Annotated in this window: 15 protein-coding genes; 4 read left to right on the forward strand and 11 right to left on the reverse strand. The window is 73.2% G+C overall.

What is annotated here, in order from left to right; genetic code table 11:
- Positions 1-152 precede the first annotated feature (152 nt).
- From ACGF07_RS11920 to zapE, 5 genes are all read right to left on the reverse strand, one after another.
- Positions 153-1148, reverse strand: coding sequence for a TerC family protein (locus ACGF07_RS11920; RefSeq protein ID WP_392897552.1), 996 nt, complete (start codon positions 1146-1148; stop codon positions 153-155).
- Positions 1149-1383: 235 nt separating this feature from the next.
- Positions 1384-1962, reverse strand: coding sequence for a TerD family protein (locus ACGF07_RS11925; protein WP_350743245.1), 579 nt, complete (start codon positions 1960-1962; stop codon positions 1384-1386).
- A 383-nt stretch (positions 1963-2345) separates the two neighbouring features.
- Positions 2346-2912: a hypothetical protein gene (locus ACGF07_RS11930; RefSeq protein WP_392897554.1), complete on the reverse strand. Its 567-nt coding sequence runs from the start codon at positions 2910-2912 to the stop codon at positions 2346-2348.
- Positions 2913-3292: 380 nt separating this feature from the next.
- Positions 3293-5389 (reverse strand): excinuclease ABC subunit UvrB, encoded by a 2097-nt coding sequence (gene uvrB / locus ACGF07_RS11935; RefSeq protein WP_350743247.1) that lies wholly within the window; start codon positions 5387-5389, stop codon positions 3293-3295.
- A gap of 36 nt (positions 5390-5425) precedes the next feature.
- Positions 5426-6469, reverse strand: a complete 1044-nt coding sequence (gene zapE / locus ACGF07_RS11940; RefSeq protein WP_392897767.1) for a cell division protein ZapE — start codon at positions 6467-6469, stop codon at positions 5426-5428.
- A gap of 112 nt (positions 6470-6581) precedes the next feature.
- On the opposite strand from zapE, the gene ACGF07_RS11945 reads away from it, so the two are divergent.
- From ACGF07_RS11945 to msrB, 4 genes are all read left to right on the forward strand, one after another.
- On the forward strand, positions 6582-7373 hold the full coding sequence (locus tag ACGF07_RS11945; RefSeq protein ID WP_350743249.1) for a pyrimidine reductase family protein: 792 nt from the start codon (positions 6582-6584) through the stop codon (positions 7371-7373).
- Positions 7374-7424: 51 nt separating this feature from the next.
- On the forward strand, positions 7425-7886 hold the full coding sequence (locus ACGF07_RS11950; protein ID WP_350743251.1) for an indole-3-glycerol phosphate synthase: 462 nt from the start codon (positions 7425-7427) through the stop codon (positions 7884-7886).
- Positions 7887-8059: 173 nt separating this feature from the next.
- Positions 8060-9448 (forward strand): UDP-N-acetylmuramate--L-alanine ligase, encoded by a 1389-nt coding sequence (murC, locus tag ACGF07_RS11955; protein WP_392897769.1) that lies wholly within the window; start codon positions 8060-8062, stop codon positions 9446-9448.
- A 22-nt stretch (positions 9449-9470) separates the two neighbouring features.
- Positions 9471-9875: a peptide-methionine (R)-S-oxide reductase MsrB gene (msrB, locus tag ACGF07_RS11960; protein WP_350743253.1), complete on the forward strand. Its 405-nt coding sequence runs from the start codon at positions 9471-9473 to the stop codon at positions 9873-9875.
- Between the two features lie 183 nt (positions 9876-10058).
- On the opposite strand, the gene ACGF07_RS11965 is transcribed toward msrB, so the two are convergent.
- The 6 genes from ACGF07_RS11965 to ACGF07_RS11990 all read right to left on the reverse strand — a co-directional run bounded on the left by ACGF07_RS11965 (position 10059) and on the right by ACGF07_RS11990 (position 15982).
- Positions 10059-11252 carry a cytochrome P450 gene (locus tag ACGF07_RS11965; protein ID WP_392897557.1) on the reverse strand — a complete coding sequence of 398 codons (1194 nt, stop codon included), beginning with the start codon at positions 11250-11252 and terminating at the stop codon, positions 10059-10061.
- Entirely contained in the window at positions 11249-11947 is a 699-nt protein-coding gene (locus tag ACGF07_RS11970) for an ATP/GTP-binding protein (RefSeq protein WP_392897559.1), read from the reverse strand. Before ACGF07_RS11970 ends, ACGF07_RS11965 begins: the two co-directional genes overlap by 4 nt.
- Positions 11925-12290 (reverse strand): DUF742 domain-containing protein, encoded by a 366-nt coding sequence (locus ACGF07_RS11975; protein WP_350743257.1) that lies wholly within the window; start codon positions 12288-12290, stop codon positions 11925-11927. The genes ACGF07_RS11970 and ACGF07_RS11975 overlap by 23 nt, the downstream gene beginning before the upstream one ends.
- Positions 12291-12324: 34 nt before the next feature.
- The gene (locus tag ACGF07_RS11980) at positions 12325-12756 is read right to left on the reverse strand and encodes a roadblock/LC7 domain-containing protein (protein WP_392897561.1); all 432 of its coding nucleotides are present in this window, start codon (positions 12754-12756) and stop codon (positions 12325-12327) included.
- The gene (locus ACGF07_RS11985; RefSeq protein WP_392897563.1) at positions 12753-14756 is read right to left on the reverse strand and encodes an ATP-binding protein; all 2004 of its coding nucleotides are present in this window, start codon (positions 14754-14756) and stop codon (positions 12753-12755) included. Before ACGF07_RS11985 ends, ACGF07_RS11980 begins: the two co-directional genes overlap by 4 nt.
- 215 nt (positions 14757-14971) lie before the next feature.
- The gene (locus tag ACGF07_RS11990; RefSeq protein WP_392897564.1) at positions 14972-15982 is read right to left on the reverse strand and encodes an MBL fold metallo-hydrolase; all 1011 of its coding nucleotides are present in this window, start codon (positions 15980-15982) and stop codon (positions 14972-14974) included.
- Positions 15983-16081: the final 99 nt, after the last annotated feature.

A 16081-nucleotide genomic window follows, 5' to 3' on the forward strand; every position in this document is an offset into this window, starting at 1 on the left:
ATGCGGCGATTATCCCCTGCCCCGGCCCGTGGGGCGCCGAGCCTCCCGTGGGTGCGGCACACGCCCTCCGGCGTGGTAGCAGCGGCGGCGAATTCGCACCGCGCCGCCGGACGGCGCGTCCGGCGGCGGGGTGTCGACCTGCCCGGGTCCGGTCAGGCGTCGAGCTTCTCGGGCTCGGGCCGGGCGGCCTGGGCGGCCTGGGCGGCCTTCTTGGAGGCGCGCAGGCTGGTGAAGGTGGTGACGGCCAGCACCAGGACGATGAAGCCGAGCGAGAACGGGATGCCGATCTCCGGGGCCCAGGTCGCGCCCGCCTCGTGCGCGGCGTGCAGGACCAGCTTGACGCCGATGAACCCGAGGATCACCGAGAGGCCGTAGCTCAGGTGGACCAGCTTCTTCAGCAGGCCGCCGATCAGGAAGTACAGCTGGCGCAGGCCCATCAGGGCGAAGGCGTTGGCGGTGAACACGATGTACGGGTCCTGGGTGAGGCCGAAGATGGCCGGGATCGAGTCCAGGGCGAACAGGACGTCCGTCGTACCGATCGCCAGCATGACGATCAGCATCGGGGTGATCAGCCGGCGGCCGTGCTCCCGGACGAACAGCTTGGTGCCGCGGTAGGTGTCGGTCGACGGGAAGCGCCGGGTGATCGACTTCAGCAGTCGGTTCTCCTCGAACTCCTCGTCCTCCTCCTCGGCCCGGGCCTCCTTGATCAGCTTCCAGGCCGTCCAGATCAGGAACGCGCCGAAGATGAAGAACACCCAGGAGAACTGGGCCACCAGCGCCGCGCCGCCCGCGATGAACACCGCCCGGAGCACCAGCGCGATGATCACGCCGAACATCAGCACGCGCTGCTGGTAGGCCCTGGGCACCGCGAACTTGCCCATGATCAGGATGAACACGAAGAGGTTGTCGACGCTGAGCGACTTCTCGGTGATGTAGCCGGCGAAGAACTCGCCCGCCGGCCGTCCGCCGGAGTGCCACCAGAGGAACCCGCCGAAGAGCACCGCCAGCACGACCCAGACGGCCGTCCAGATCCCGGCCTCCTTGACCGAGACCTCGTGCGGCTTGCGGCCTCCGATGAAGAAGTCGGCCACGATCAGTGCGATCAGCACACCGATCGTGGTGACCCACATGGTTACGGAAACGTCCATGACTGCTCCTCCGGCAGCTAGGCGAGACGGTCATCGTCACTGCCGGAGGTCTCTTCCGCCCTTCGGGCCAGCGCCCCGGGGCGCCACGACGGGCACCCGTGATGACGGGGTCGGCTGTCGAGGAATACTCCCCTCCGCTGCCATCGAGAGTAACAGGGAAGGCAAAGGAAGGTAAAGAAGGTAAAAAGCCGCCCCGATGGAAGCCACCCCGAGGGAGCGCCCAGGGGGCGCCGCCCTACAGGAACGGCTCGATCGCCGGCAGCAGGTCCTGGAAGGTCCGCCCCTTGGCCGGGGCGCCGATCGCCTGCATCTCCCAGCCCCCGTTGCCGTCCCGGACCACCTTCGCCATGATCTGCCCGGTGTGCGGCCCGCCGCCCGCCAGCTCGTACCGGGCCAGCTCCACCCCGGTGGTCTCGTCCAGCAGCCGGCAGTGCGCCCGGCTCACCTCGGCGAAGGTCTGCCCGGTGTACGAGCTGACCGTGAACACCACCTGGGTGATGTGCGCCGGCACGTGCATCAGGTCGACCAGGATCGCCTCGTCGTCCTCGGCGCCGGAGCCGCCCTCCAGGTTGTCCCCGGTGTGCCGCACCGAGCCGTCGGTGGACTCCAGGTGCTGGAAGAACACCACGTCGGACGGGGTCCGCTCGGCGTACAGCAGTGCCGACGCGTCCAGGTCGATCTTCCTCGTCCGGCTGCCGAACAGACCCCGCTTCGGAGCGGCCTGCCAGCCGAGCCCCATCCGGACCACGGTCAGGCTGCCGCCCGCGCCCTTCTGGAGGCTGACCCGCTGCCCCTTGGCAAGATTCACCGACACGACGTTGTCCTCTCTGCCGACCGCGCGGTCGTACCCGCGCGGCTCCCCGGTGGAACACCCCGTCGCCGTCCCCCGGCTGAGGCCCCCTCTGCAAGACCGGCCCGCCACCCCGTCCCGGAGGCGCGATGCCGCAGGCCAGCCTAGGCCCTGCGGCACCCCCGACTCCTCCGAGTTACCCGATTTGTGGCAAGGATGAGACACCGCCGGGCGGTTGCCCCCCCACTGGCGCGGGGAAAGGCGGCGGCTGTCGGTCCGGGTCGCAAGCCCGGCCGCCCCGGCCCGGCACCCGCTCACCACGCTACGGACATGCGGCCTGAGCAAGGCAGATGAGACTTCGCCGCCACGACCGTCCGCTGGGCGTCGAACGATGATGCCGATACCGGTCAGCGGCGCCGACGGCGCCAGCGCTCGATGAGGGGGAGGTTCCGCACCGAGGCGCGGTCGTGCTCGTCCGCCGGAAGGCCCAGCTGCTCGCGCACGAGCAGCCGGCTTCTGCGCACGGACGAGAGCGGGCGCAGCGCCGGGTGATCGGGGTCCGGCGCGCCGGGCTGCTCCAGCGTCAGGACGATGCGCAGCGCCTCGTCGTAGTACTCCAGCGCCTGCTCGGGCCGACCGGCCCTGGCCAGGTAGTCGGCCAGTTCGTCGTAGTCGCGCCAGTCCCGCCGCGAGGCGGCCAGGCGTTCGGCCTTCCCGACCACCTCCCAGGCCTCCTCCTCCCGCCCCACCAGGAAGAGCGAGCAGGCGAGGACCGGTGAGCCCGCGTCGGACGGATCCCCGCTCTCCGCGGCGACCCGGGTCAGGAGGTCGATCGCCCGGTCGTACTCCCCTGCCTCCGACCAGTGATCGGCTGCCTGTGCCTGGAACGCGAGGCGGTCCTCGCCGCTGGTCCGCTCAGCGGCCTCCTCGAGTGCCCGGGCTTCCTTCGCCCAGTCCGGGTCCGGCTTTCCCATCCTCACCGCTTCCACGATTTCACTGAGACCACCGGTCTCGCGCCCGGTTCGCCCACCGCCCCGGCCTCGGCCGGCACCCAGGCCGCTGGCGACCAGAGCGGGTGCGGAAGGCCGTGACGGAAAGCGCCGCAGGGAACTGAGCCTCACCCGGGTGCACGCACCGGACTCCACTCGGCATGCGCTCTCCTCCCGCATCCGCGGTCGGTGGGATGCGCACTCGGCGAGGTGGATCCCCACTGCTCCGGGACGGTGTGACCGACCAGCGCGGCGACACCGGAGTCGGGGCGCCGCAGGCCAGCCCAGGCCCTGCGGCGCCCCGACTCCTCCGAGGCTCCCCCGGCCACCGGGGGGCAACAGCCTCGGCCCCCGCCGGGGCGCGGTCACGCCACGCCGGCCTCGCGCATCTGCCGCAGTTCCTTCTTCAACTCCTTGACCTCGTCGCGCAGCCGCGCCGCGACCTCGAACTGGAGGTCGGCGGCGGCCGTGTGCATCCGGTCCGTCATCTCCTGGATGAGGTCCGCGAGCTCGGCGGCCGGCAGCGACTTGGCGGGCTTGCGCTCCGAGCCGAGCATCGGCACCGGAGCCTTGCCGGCCTTCTGGCCGGCGCCGCGGTAGCCGGTGGAGAGCAGCTCGTCGGTGTCCACGTCCTCGCGGGCGAGGGTGTCCAGGATGTCGCCGATCTTCTTCCGCAGCGGCTGCGGGTCGATCCCGTGCTCCTTGTTGTAGGCCTGCTGCACGGCCCGGCGGCGGTTGGTCTCCTCGATCGCCTTCTCCATCGAGGGGGTGATCCGGTCCGCGTACATGTGCACCTGGCCGGAGACGTTGCGCGCGGCGCGGCCGATCGTCTGGATGAGCGACGTGCCGGAGCGCAGGAAGCCCTCCTTGTCGGCGTCCAGGATCGCCACCAGCGACACCTCGGGCAGGTCCAGGCCCTCGCGCAGCAGGTTGATGCCGACCAGCACGTCGAACCGGCCGGCGCGCAGCTCGCGCAGCAGCTCGACGCGGCGCAGGGTGTCCACGTCGCTGTGCAGGTACCGGACCCGGATGTCCAGGCCGAGCATGTAGTCGGTGAGGTCCTCGGCCATCTTCTTGGTCAGCGTCGTGACCAGGACGCGCTCGTCCCGCTCGACCCGCTTGCGGACCTCGTGCACCAGGTCGTCGATCTGGCCCTCGGTCGGCTTGACGATCACCTCGGGGTCGATCAGACCGGTCGGACGGATGATCTGCTCGACCTGGCCGTCCCCGCGGGACAGCTCGTACGGGCCCGGCGTCGCCGACAGGTAGACCGTCTGCCCGATCCGCTCCAGGAACTCCTCCCACTTCAGCGGGCGGTTGTCCATCGCGGACGGCAGCCGGAACCCGTGCTCGACGAGGGTGCGCTTGCGCGAGGCGTCGCCCTCGTACATCGCGCCGATCTGCGGGACGGTGACGTGCGACTCGTCGATGACCAGGAGGAAGTCCTCCGGGAAGTAGTCCAGCAGGGTGTTCGGCGGGGAGCCGGGCGCGCGGCCGTCGAAGTGCATCGAGTAGTTCTCGACGCCGGAGCAGGTGCCGATCTGGCGGAGCATCTCGATGTCGTACGTGGTCCGCATCCGCAGCCGCTGGGCCTCCAGCAGCTTGCCCTGCTTCTCCAGCTTGGCGAGCGTCTGCTCCAGCTCCTGCTCGATGCCGGTGATCGCCCGTTCCATGCGCTCGGGGCCGGCCACGTAGTGCGAGGCGGGGAAGACGTAGATCTGCTCGTCCTGGCTGATGATCTCGCCGGTGAGCGGGTGCAGGGTGTAGAGCGCCTCGATCTCGTCGCCGAACATCTCGATCCGGACGGCCAGCTCCTCGTAGACCGGGAAGATCTCGATGGTGTCGCCGCGGACCCGGAAGGTGCCCCGGGTGAAGGCCAGGTCGTTGCGGGCGTACTGGATGTCCACGAAGCGGCGCAGCAGCACGTCGCGGTCGATCTCCTGGCCGACCTTGAGCGGGACCATCCGGTCCACGTACTCCTGCGGCGTGCCGAGGCCGTAGATGCACGAGACGGAGGCGACCACGACGACGTCGCGGCGGGTGAGCAGCGAGTTGGTCGCCGAGTGCCGCAGCCGCTCGACCTCCTCGTTGATCGAGGAGTCCTTCTCGATGTAGGTGTCCGTCTGCGGGACGTACGCCTCGGGCTGGTAGTAGTCGTAGTACGAGACGAAGTACTCGACCGCGTTGTTGGGCAGCAGCTCGCGGAACTCGTTCGCCAGCTGGGCGGCCAGCGTCTTGTTCGGCGCCATCACCAGGGTGGGGCGCTGCAGCCTCTCGATCATCCAGGCCGTGGTGGCCGACTTGCCGGTGCCGGTGGCACCGAGCAGCACGACGTCCTTCTCCCCTCCCTTGATGCGCCGCTCCAGCTCGGCGATCGCCGCCGGCTGGTCACCGTTCGGCTGGAAGGGGCTGACGACCTCGAAGGGCGCCACGGACCGCTCAATACTCGTGATGGGACGCACGCATCCACCGTACGACCCACCACTGACAAGCGGCGCCTACTTCGCGCTGTCCCGGGCCAGCGCGACCAGGCGGGAGATGGCGCGCAGGTACTTCTTGCGGTAGCCGCCGCGCAGCATGTCCTCGGGGAAGACCTGGTCGAAGGGCAGGCCGGAGGCGGTGATGGGCAGCTCGCGGTCGTACATCCGGTCGGCCAGGACGACCAGGCGCAGCGCGGTGGACTGGTCGTCGACCTGGCGCACGCCGCGCAGGCAGACGGCGGTGACGTCGTCCAGCAGCGCGCCGTAGCGGCTGGGGTGGACGGCGGAGAGGTGGGCCAGCAGGGCGTCGAAGTCGTCCAGCGAGGCGCCGGGGGTGCGGGCGGCGACGGCCTCGACGGTCTCGTCGGGGTACGGCGGCGGGGCGTCCGGCAGGCCGCGGTGGCGGTAGTCCTGGCCGTCGATCCGCATCGGGCGGAAGTGCGCGGACAGGCCCTGGATCTCGCGCAGGAAGTCGGCGGCGGCGAAGCGGCCCTCGCCGAGCTTCTCCGGCAGGGTGTTCGAGGTGGCGCACAGCTTGACGCCGTTGTCGACGAGGCGGCCGAGCAGGGTGGAGACCAGCACGGTGTCGCCCGGGTCGTCCAGCTCGAACTCGTCGATGCAGAGCAGCTTGTGCCCGGAGAGGGTCTGGACGGCCTGCTGGAAGCCGAGCGCGCCGACCAGGTTGGTCAGCTCGACGAAGGTGCCGAAGGCCTTGGGCCCGGGGGCGGCGTGCCAGAGCGAGGCGAGCAGGTGGGTCTTGCCGACGCCGTAGCCGCCGTCGAGGTAGACCCCGGCGGGGCCGGTGGGCGCGGGGGCGGAGCGGCGGAACCAGCTGCGCTTGGGCGCGGAACCGTTTCCTCCCGCGAGGGTGCCGGCGAACTGCTCCAGGACCTGGACGGCCTCGTACTGGCTGGGCTGGGTCGGGTCCGGGAGGTAGGTGCCGAAGCTCACGTCGGCGAACCGGGGCGGCGGGACCATCTCGGCGACCAGCCGCTCCGCGGGCACGACGGGGCGGCGTTCGGTGAGCGCGATCGGGTCGCCGGCGGGGCTCGCGGCGGCTATGGACTCGGTCGCGGTGGCGGGGCGGGAGGCTGCGGGCACATCAGTAGAGGGTACGCCTCGCCTCCGCGCCCTTCGCACCGCCTCCGGACGGCCCCGGTGGAACACTGAGGACATGCAACAGTTGATCAGCCCTCTGGACGAGCCGGTCGCCGACCCGGCCGCACTGGAATCGCTCGCCGCCGTGTACGCGTACCCCGACCAGGTGAACCGGGGGCGCCCGTGGCTGCGCGCCAACATGGTGGCCGGACTGGACGGCGCGGCGAGGCTCGACGGCCAGTCCGAGGGCCTGTCCGGCGACGCCGACAAGCGCATCTTCGGGGTGCTGCGCGCCCTGGCGGACGTGGTGCTGGTGGGCGCCGAGACGGTCCGCGTGGAGGGCTACCGGCCGGCCAGGGCCCGCAAGGAGTTCGCGGCGGCGCGGGCGGCGGCGGGGCAGGCACCGGCCCCGGCGATCGCCATCGTGAGCCGCTCGCTGGACTTCGACCTGGGCGCGCCGCTGTTCACGGAGCCGCTGGTCCCCACGGTGGTGATCACCGTCGAGGACGCCGCGCCGGAGCGCCGCCGGGAGGTCGCCGAGGTGGCCGACCTGGTGGTGGCCGGGCGGCGTTCGGTGGACATGCGGGCGGCCGTGGCCGCCCTGGCGCAGCGGGGCTGGACGCGGTTGCTGACCGAGGGCGGGCCGCGCCTGCTGGGGCAGCTGGCGGCGGCGGACGTGGTGGACGAGCTGTGCCTGTCGCTCGCCCCGCTGCTCACGGGGGGCGACGCGCCGCGCATCCTCCGCGATGCGGAAATGCCGGACGTGCAACGGATGCGGCTGGTCTCATTGATCGAGCAGAAAGGATTCCTCTTCACCCGCTACCTGCGTCACCTGGGCTCGGACGACCCCGTGACCCCCCGATCGTGATCCCGTTATGCGATGCCGGGGCCCGGGGGCCGGCCACTGGAAGGGACTCACGTGTTCAAGACGGTACTGATGATCGAAAAGGCTCTCTCGGACGCGGACGTGGAGCTCGTCACCACGCTCCACGGCGACGAGAAGGTGTCCTTCGTCGTCCTGATGCAGCCGCGCGGCAAGCAGGACGAACTGCTGCGGGCGCTGGACGACGTCGCCCTCGGCCACCTCGACAAGGTGGTGCGCGAGCACGACGAGTCCGAGAGCGCCCCGACCGTGGCCGGCGAATCGCTCGAACACAGCCTGCGCCACCTGCGCCGGGCCGGGGCCGAGGCGGTCGGCGAACTGGTCGCGGACAAGCCGCTGGAGCGGCTGCGCGCAGTGGTCGAGGAACACCGGGCGGACGAGGTGGTGGTGCTCACCTCACCGCACTTCGTGGAGGAGTTCTTCCACCGCGACTGGGCCTCCCAGGCCCGGCACAAGGTGGGGGTCCCGGTGCTGAGGCTGTTCGCCAGCGACTCCTAGCCGCGGCGCCCGTGGTGCAGAATCGTCCTTGCGGTCCCGCCCGCGGGGACGATTCGCACGTTCCCGCACAGCGCCGTGATCCACCTGCCCGCCCTCCCCTCCCCGCCCGCCGCCGGGCGCGAGGGGCCCCATCGCCCGTACGGAGCCACGCCTTGAACGACGCCGCGCACGACCTGCACGCCCCGCACTTCATCGGCATCGGCGGCGCCGGGATGTCCGGCCTGGCGAAGATCCTCGCAGTGCGCGGCGCCAGCGTCTCCGGCAGCGACTCCAAGGAGTCCGAGACCGTCCTCGCGCTGCGCGCCCTCGGCGCGACGGTGCACATCGGCCACGCCGCCGAGCACGTGCCGGACGGCACCAGCAGCGTGGTCGTCTCGAGCGCCATCCGCGCCGACAACCCGGAGCTGGCCGCCGCCCGCGAGCGCGGCATCCCGGTGGTGCACCGCTCCGACGCGCTGGCCGCGCTGATGGGCGGCCGCCGCGCGCTGGCGGTCGCCGGCGCCCACGGGAAGACCACCACCACCAGCATGCTCGCCGTGGCCCTCGGCGAGCTGGGCCTGGACCCGTCCTACGCGATCGGCGGCGACCTCGACGCGCCCGGCTCCAACGCCCACCACGGCACGGGCGAGATCTTCGTCGCCGAGGCCGACGAGAGCGACCGCAGCTTCCACAAGTACGCGCCCGAGGTGGCGATCGTGCTCAACGTGGAGCTGGACCACCACGCCAACTACGCCTCGATCGAGGAGATCTACGAGTCCTTCGAGGCCTTCGTCGACCGGATCACCCCCGGCGGCACCCTGGTGGTCTCGGCGGACCACGACGGCGCCCGCGAGCTGACCTCCCGGGTGGCCGGGCGCGAGGGGCTCACCGTGGTGACCGTCGGCTCGGCCGAGGACGCCGACCTGCGCGTCCTGTCCGTGGTCGCCCGCGGCATGACCAGCGAGGTCACCGTCCTGCTGGACGGCGCCGAGCTGACCTTCACCGTGTCCGTCCCCGGCCGGCACTACGCCCACAACGCGGTCGCCGCGCTGGCCGCCGGCGTCGCGCTGGGCGTGCCCGCCGCCGACCTGGCCAAGGCGATCGGCGCCTACACCGGCGTGCGCCGCCGGCTGCAGCTCAAGGGCGAGGCGGCCGGCGTGCAGGTGATCGACTCCTACGCCCACCACCCGACCGAGATGACCGCCGACCTGGAGGCGATCCGCGAGGGCCTGGACGGCGCGGGCCGCGTCCTGGTGGTGTTCCAGCCGCACCTGTTCAGCCGGACCCAGCAGCTCGCCGAGGAGATGGGCCGGGCCCTGGCGCTCGCCGACGCCTCGGTGGTGCTGGACATCTACCCCGCCCGCGAGGACCCGATCCCGGGCGTCACCAGCGAGCTGATCATCGACGCCGCCCGCCGGGCCGGTGCCGACGTCACCGCCGAGCACGACTTCGCCGCCGCCCCCGCCCTGCTGGCCGGCCTGGCCCGCCCGGGGGACCTGCTGCTCACCATGGGCGCGGGCGACGTCACCAACCTGGGGCCCGAAATTCTCGAGCACCTCGCGAACGTTGCCTCCAACGTCTGATCCGAGCCGAGCGGGAGTCGTGATGAGCTACGAGATCCAGAAGACCGAGGCCGAGTGGCGCGCCCAGCTCAGCCCCGAGGAGTACCACGTGCTCCGCGAGGCCGGCACCGAGCGCCCGTTCACCGGCGAGTACACCGACACCAAGACGGTCGGCGTCTACAGCTGCCGGGCCTGCGGGGCCGAGCTGTTCAGCTCCGAGACCAAGTTCGACAGCCACTGCGGCTGGCCCTCGTACTACGCGCCGCTGGCCGGGGACCGGGTCGAGTACATCGAGGACAACTCGCTCGGCATGCGCCGGGTCGAGGTGCGCTGCGCCCGCTGCGGCGGGCACCTGGGGCACGTCTTCGAGGGCGAGGGCTACGGCACCCCGACCGACCAGCGGTACTGCATCAACAGCGTCTCGCTGACGCTCAAGCCGGCGGAGTAGCGCCGGGCGGCGCCGAGCAGCGCGGCCGGTGGAGGGCCCGGGCGGTGACCGTCCGGGCCTTCGCGCTGTCCGGCCGCCGGGGCGCCGGGACGCCTGGCCGGTGCGGACCGTCCGGCTGTCCGGCCGACCAGGACTCCCGATGTGCCGGGCTGTCCGGTCGGCCAGGCGTTCCGATGTGCCGGGCTACCCGGCCAGCGGGGCGAAGCGGACCGGCAGGTGCACCAGGGCCCGGTGGAACGGACCCGGGCGCCAGAGCAGGTCCTCGGCCGCGGTGGCCAGTTCGAGGTCGCTGAGCCGGCTGCCCAGCTGCTCGATCGCGGTGATCGCGATCAGCAGGGCCGGGTCCCGGGCCGGGCAGGCGTGCGGGCCGGCCGCCCAGGCCAGATGGGCGCTCTCGCCGCTGCGCAGTTCGGCGTCGTCGACGGGCGGCGCCGCCTGGGAGTTGGCGGCCGCGTACGAGACCAGCACCAGCGAGCCGGCCCTGATCTCCCGGCCGTGGAAGACGATGTCGTAGCGCGGGTAGTGGGCGGAGAGGTTGGCCATCGGCGGCTCCCGCCAGAGCACCTCGTCGATCGCCTGGTGGGCGGTCATCGCGCCGCCGAACAGCGAACCGGCGTAGCGGGCGTCGGTGAGCAGGCGCAGCAGGGCGTTGCCGATCAGGTTGGTGGTCGGCTCGTGTCCCGCGATCATGGTCAGGGTGATCTGGCGGATCACCTCGTCGTCGTCCAGCCCGACCGGGTGGGTGGTGAACCAGGAGGCGAGGTCGTGCCGGGGGCGCTCGCGGCGCTCCGCGACCATCGCGGTGACCACCTCGACGAGGTCGCCGTAGGCCGCGCCGGCCCGCTCGGTGGACTCGATCAGCCCGGTGATCGCGGCGACCACCCGGGCGTGCTGCTCCTCGGGCACGCCGAACCAGGTGGTCAGCACGAAGGCGGGCAGCTGGCGGGCGTACTCGGCGATCAGATCGGCCCGGCCGACCGCCGCGAACCGGTCGATCAGCCGGTGGGCCGCCTCCGCGACCTGCCGCTGGAGCCGGTGCGGCTCGAACAGGGCGAGGGCGTCGGTGATCACCGCCCGGTAGCGGGCGTGGGTCTCGCCGTCGCTGAAGAGGGCGGTGGGGCGGTAGCCGAGCACCGGCAGCAGCGGCGAGTCCGGCGGGACGGTCCGCTGCCAGGCGCGGGAGTCCTTGGAGAAGGTGTCGGTGTCGCGCAGCAGGTCCAGTGCGCCCTGGTAGTCGGTGACCAGCAGCGCCTCCACCCCGGGCGCGATCTCCACCGGGGCGACGGCGCCGTGGCCGCGCAGCCGCTCGTACACCAGCTGCGGGTCGGCCGCGAAGACCGGGCCGTAGATCGGGGTCGGGCGGGTCTCGACGGTCACGGGGCCTCCTGGGCGGCGGCGGGGGCGGGAGTGGCGGCGGCGGGGGCGGGAGCGGCGGCGGGCGCCGGCGTGGCGGCAGGCAGGGTGTCGAGGACGTGCTCGGCCAGGGCGATCAGCGCGTCGAGGCTGCTCCCGCGCTCGCGGGCGTCGCAGAGCAGCAGCGGCGTGGCGGCGTGCAGGTCCAGGTGGGTGCGCAGCACCTCGACCGGGTGGTCCGGGGACTCCGGGAAGCAGTTGACCGCCACGGCGTACGGCAGGCCCTGCTCCTCCACCATGTCCATGATCTCGAAGGAATCGGCCAGCCTGCGGGTGTCGGCGAGCACCAGGGCGCCCAGCGCGCCGCGCGCGATGTCCTGCCAGAGCGGGAAGAAGCGGCGCTGGCCGGGAGTGCCGAACATGTAGAGCACGACGTTGCCGGGCAGGGTGAGCCGGCCGAAGTCCACCGCCACGGTCGTGGTGGCCTTCTCGGGCAGGCCGGCCAGGTGGTCCACCGGCCGTCCGGTCTCCGTCATCGCCTCCTCGGTGTGCAGGGTGGCGATCTCGGAGAGGGTGCGGATCAGGGTGGTCTTGCCGACCCCGAACGGGCCGGCCACCACCAGTTTCATCAGTGTCTGGTCCCGGTCGGGCAGGTAGCCGACCCGGTTCGGCCGCCCCTCGGGGGAGCCGGTCCGGTCACCGGAGCGCACGGAGTCCAACGAGGAGCCTCTCGACGATGGAGCGGTCGGTCTGCTGGGCTCGCGGGATCGGCGCGCGGGCGTGCAGGCAGCCCGCCTCGACCAGATCGGCCGCGAGGAAGACGGTGGCACTGACCGGCAGGCGCAGGTGCGCGGCGGCCTCCACCACGGTCAGCGCCCCGGGGCGCAGCAGGTCCCAGAGCCGGCGGTGTTCGGGTTCGAGCCCGGTCGGCGGCTCGGCGCGGTCGGAGCGGTCGGCGAACAGCACGGTCAGCCGCTCGAACCCCTCGCTGCCCGGGCGGCTGCGGCCGCCGGTGGCCAGGTAGGCGGGCACCATCCGCCGACGGGGGGCGGCGGCACTCATGCGCCCGCCCGGCCGACGAGCGCGATCGGCTCGGTCATGCGCCCGCGGCGGGGTCCTGCCGCCGGGAGGGGCTGGCGAGCGCTCGACTCAGGGCCGCGACCTGCAGCTGCATCTGGTAGGCCACGTTGCCGAGTTGGGCGTCCGGGGTGGTGAACACGGCGAGCGAGGTGTTCTCCCCGGCCGGGACGACGACGGCGTAGCCGAGGTCGGACTCCACTACGGTCTGGGCCAGTCGCGGCCGCTCGGCGTCGGTGAAGGCCGCGGTGAACGCCCGGGCGGCGGCGTGCACGGTGGCGGTCATCGCGGCGACCCGCTCGGCGGAGGCCCGGCCGAGGCCGTCGGAGGCCGCCTCGACGAGTCCGTCCCCGGTGGCGACGACCGCGTGCAGCACCCCCGGCAGCTCCAGCAGCGGGTTCAGCACCCAGGAGATCTCGTCGGGGGCGGTCGGGCTGGGCGAGCTGCTCACTGCTCGGCTCCTTCCGGGGTCGGGCCGGTGGTGCGGTCGTCGGTGCGGCCATCGATACGGTCGTCGGCGCGGCCGTCGGCGCCGTCGTCGGTGCGGCCGGTGGTGCGGTCGTCGGTACGGCCGGGTGCGTCCGCCGTGGCGCTGTCGCGGGCGGCCCGTGCCACGGCGGCCCGGCCGGAGTCGGTGCCCCGCTGCAGCGCCTGCCAGTGGGCGGCGGCCCGCTCGGGGGTGCGGTGGTCCGGTCCGTCACCGGGGGCGTCCGGTTGGACGGCCGGGGCGCTGCCGGGGACTTCGGGCGCGAGCGGACGGCGGCGGCGCCGGGTGGGCAGGCCGCTGCCGTCGTCCGGCTGGGCGGCGGCCGGAGCGGCGGCTGCCGGGGAAGCGGCTGCCGGAGCCGGGTCGGAAGCAGCCTGGTCGGGAGCGGCCGGGTCGGCAGCGGGGGCCGGCAGCACCTGGACGGCCGGCGCCGGGAACGGGCCGGGCTGGTGGTGGCGGTCCGCGAGCACCGGCCCGTCCTGCTCGTCGGCGTCCCGCATCGGCGGCACGGCCTGGACCACGAAGGGCGGGGGCGGCATCCGGCCGGCGGCACCGCGGCCGCCTGGCGGCGGTACCGGAGTCGGGCTCGGGCTGGGGCCGGAGCTCGGGCTGGGGCCGGAGCTCGGAACAGGGCTCTGACTCGGAGCTGCGCCGGCCCGCAGCGGCAGCGGGGTGAGCACCGACAGCGGCTGCTCGTCGTCCACGACCGTCACCAGGGCGGCCGGGATCCGCAGGATCGTCCGCATGCCGCCGTAGGGCGAGGGCTCGATGTGGCAGGTGAAGCCGTACTGCCGGGCCAGTTTGCCGACGACCGCGAAACCGGTCTTGGGCGGGTTGCCCAGCTCGGTGAGCAGAACGTCCGGAGGCCCGGCCAGCAGTCGGCGGCCCCGCCGCAGCTGGTCCTCGTCCATGCCGATGCCGCTGTCGTCGATGATCACCAGCGCGCCCCGGCCGCCCTGCTGGACGGTGACCGGGACCTCCGTCTCCGGGTGGGAGTAGGAGGTGGCGTTGGCGAGGAGTTCGGCGATCGCGACGGCGATCGGCTCGGCGGCCCGGGCGACCACGGCGAGCCGCTGCTCCCGCAGGTGGTTGGCGACCTTGATCCGGGCGTAGCCGGGCACCCGGGAGAGCGCCCCGACCACCACCTCGGTGAGCGGGGAGTCGGTGCGGGCCAGGCCCGGCCAGGCCTCGCAGAGCACGGCGACGGTCTGGATCCGGCGCAGCGCGACCTCGTTGCGGAAGTCGACCTCCAGCAGCCGGGGGTCGTCGTTGTCGTGCTGGAGCTGCTGGACCAGGCTCTGGATCTGGTACAGCAGGGTCTGGATCCGGGAGGTGGCACCGCGCATGGCGGCCCGGGCGGCGGCGTCCACGCGTTCGCGTTCGTCGGCGAGGGCGGCGGTGGTGGCGTCCAGGACGGACTGCAGCGCCCGGACGGCCTCGGTTCCGACGGCCTCCGGGGCGAGCGGGCCGACCAGCGGGGCGTTGGCGTGGGTCAGCCGTACGGCCGTGGCGGCGATCCGCTCCTGGGCGAGGTGGCCGATCTCGGCGAGCAGCGCGGCGGCGTGCTGCTCGGCCGCGACGAGCCGGCGTTCGGCCTCCTCGGCCCGGGTGGTGGCGGCGTCGCCCCGCCGGTCGGCCTCCCGGGCGGCCTCCCCGGCCTCCCGGGCCCGCTGTTCGGCGGCGCGGTGGCGTTCCTCCGCCGCCCGGTGGCGTTCCTCGGCGCGCCGGACCTCCTCCGTGGCTTGCCGGGCTTCCTCGGCGGCGCGCCGGGCCGCTTCCCGGGCCTCGCGCAACTCCTGTTCGGCGCGGGCGAGCCGGGCCTCGGCCGCCCGGGCGCGTTGTTCGCCGTGGTCTCGGGCGGTCTCGGCGGCGGCGGCCCGGGCGGTGGCCCGGGCCCGGCCGCGGGCGAGCACGACCGTGGCCGCGGCGGCGACCAGCGCCAGGACGATCAGCGCGATCTGCATCGGAGTCCTCGGGTGTCCTTGCCGGCTCGTGCCTGGGACGGGGTCGGTTCCGGCCGTGCACGGCCGCGGGGTCGGGCCGACCGGAGCACGGCCGTCGGGTCGGTTGCAGCCGGTGACGGCCGCACGATCGGCATTCGGCCGTGCACGGCCGCGGGGTCGGCTTCCGGCCGGTGCACGGCCGCGGGGTCGGTCGCGGCCGGTGACCGGCCGCAGGGTCAGTTCGCGCCGGTGCGCGGCTGCGGGATGCGGGCGGTCTCCTCGGCCAGTTCCCGGGCGACCAGGGCGACCTGGCCCATCGACTCCAGGATGCCGGGCTTGGCGGAGCCGTCCAGGTGCCGGTACTCGGCGGCGACGGTGAGCACCAGCCGTTCCGGCAGGCCGAGTTCGGGGTGGCGCTGTTCGGCGATCACCCGGCGGGCGGCGTCCAGTGCGGGTATCCCGGCGCCGTGCAGGGCGTGGGCGCGCTCGCGGACGTAGTCGAGGTAACCGATGTGCTGCCGGACGCCGTCGCGGTCGAGCACCGGGCCGTGGCCGGGGACGAAGATCTCGGCCCCGGTGGCGAGGGCCTGCTCGCAGGCGCCGATGACGTTCGCCAGCGGGCCGGCCCAGTGCGAGGGGTGGTCGCCGGGCTGCTCGGGGGTGGAGGAGAAGATCACGTCCCCGGTGAACACCGTGCGCTGGTGCGGGAGGTGGACCAGCAGGTCGCCGCCGGTGTGGGCGGCGGGCAGGCTGGTGATCTGCACGGGGTAGCGGCCGACCTTGAGTTCCAGTTCGCCGGTGAAGACGGTGTCCGGGTGGACGGCTTCGGTCTCGGACCAGTCGAAGCCGCCGAAGTGCTCCCGCAGGTAGCCGCCGAGCGGGGAGTCCGGGTCGCTGTTGGCGATCAGCGCGTGCTGCTGCTGCGGGGAGGGCTCCCAGTGGATGTGGTCCAGTGCCTCGCGGGTGGCTATCACCTCGGCGTCGGGGAGCACCCCGGCGCCCCACAGGTGGTCGCCGTTGGCGTGGGTGACGACGACCCGGTCGATCTCCACCCCGGGCGGCAGCAGGCGCCGGCTCGCGGCGAGGAACTCCCCGGCCAGCGAGGGGTCGTACGGGGTGTCGATCCAGAGCGCGGTGGTGTCGGAGGCCAGCAGGCCGCAGTTGGCCAGGCCCCAGCCCCGCCTCGGGGGGAGCCACACGTACAGGTCCTCGGCAATCGCGCTCACGTTCGCACGGTTGATCGTCATGCGCGCGATTATGCCCACGTTGCGTCAGGAGTGGGGCGGAACCTGCACGAACGGCCGGACTTCGCGTCCACTCCCTCCCGGGCTGTCCGGTTTCGTGCC

The sequence above is a fragment of the Kitasatospora sp. NPDC048194 genome, assembly GCF_043202455.1.
In the GTDB taxonomy this organism is placed as follows: Bacteria; Actinomycetota; Actinomycetes; order Streptomycetales; family Streptomycetaceae; genus Kitasatospora.

Bases quoted from the DNA above. Each gene is read 5' to 3' on its own strand.
- ACGF07_RS11920 (WP_392897552.1), bottom strand. From the start codon at position 1,148: ATGGACGTTTCCGTAACCATGTGGGTCACCACGATCGGTGTGCTGATC.
- ACGF07_RS11930 (WP_392897554.1), bottom strand. From the start codon at position 2,912: ATGGGAAAGCCGGACCCGGACTGGGCGAAGGAAGCCCGGGCACTCGAG.
- ACGF07_RS11945 (WP_350743249.1), top strand. From the start codon at position 6,582: ATGCAACAGTTGATCAGCCCTCTGGACGAGCCGGTCGCCGACCCGGCC.
- msrB (WP_350743253.1), top strand. From the start codon at position 9,471: ATGAGCTACGAGATCCAGAAGACCGAGGCCGAGTGGCGCGCCCAGCTC.
- ACGF07_RS11975 (WP_350743257.1), bottom strand. From the start codon at position 12,290: ATGAGTGCCGCCGCCCCCCGTCGGCGGATGGTGCCCGCCTACCTGGCC.
- ACGF07_RS11985 (WP_392897563.1), bottom strand. From the start codon at position 14,756: ATGCAGATCGCGCTGATCGTCCTGGCGCTGGTCGCCGCCGCGGCCACG.
- ACGF07_RS11990 (WP_392897564.1), bottom strand. From the start codon at position 15,982: ATGACGATCAACCGTGCGAACGTGAGCGCGATTGCCGAGGACCTGTAC.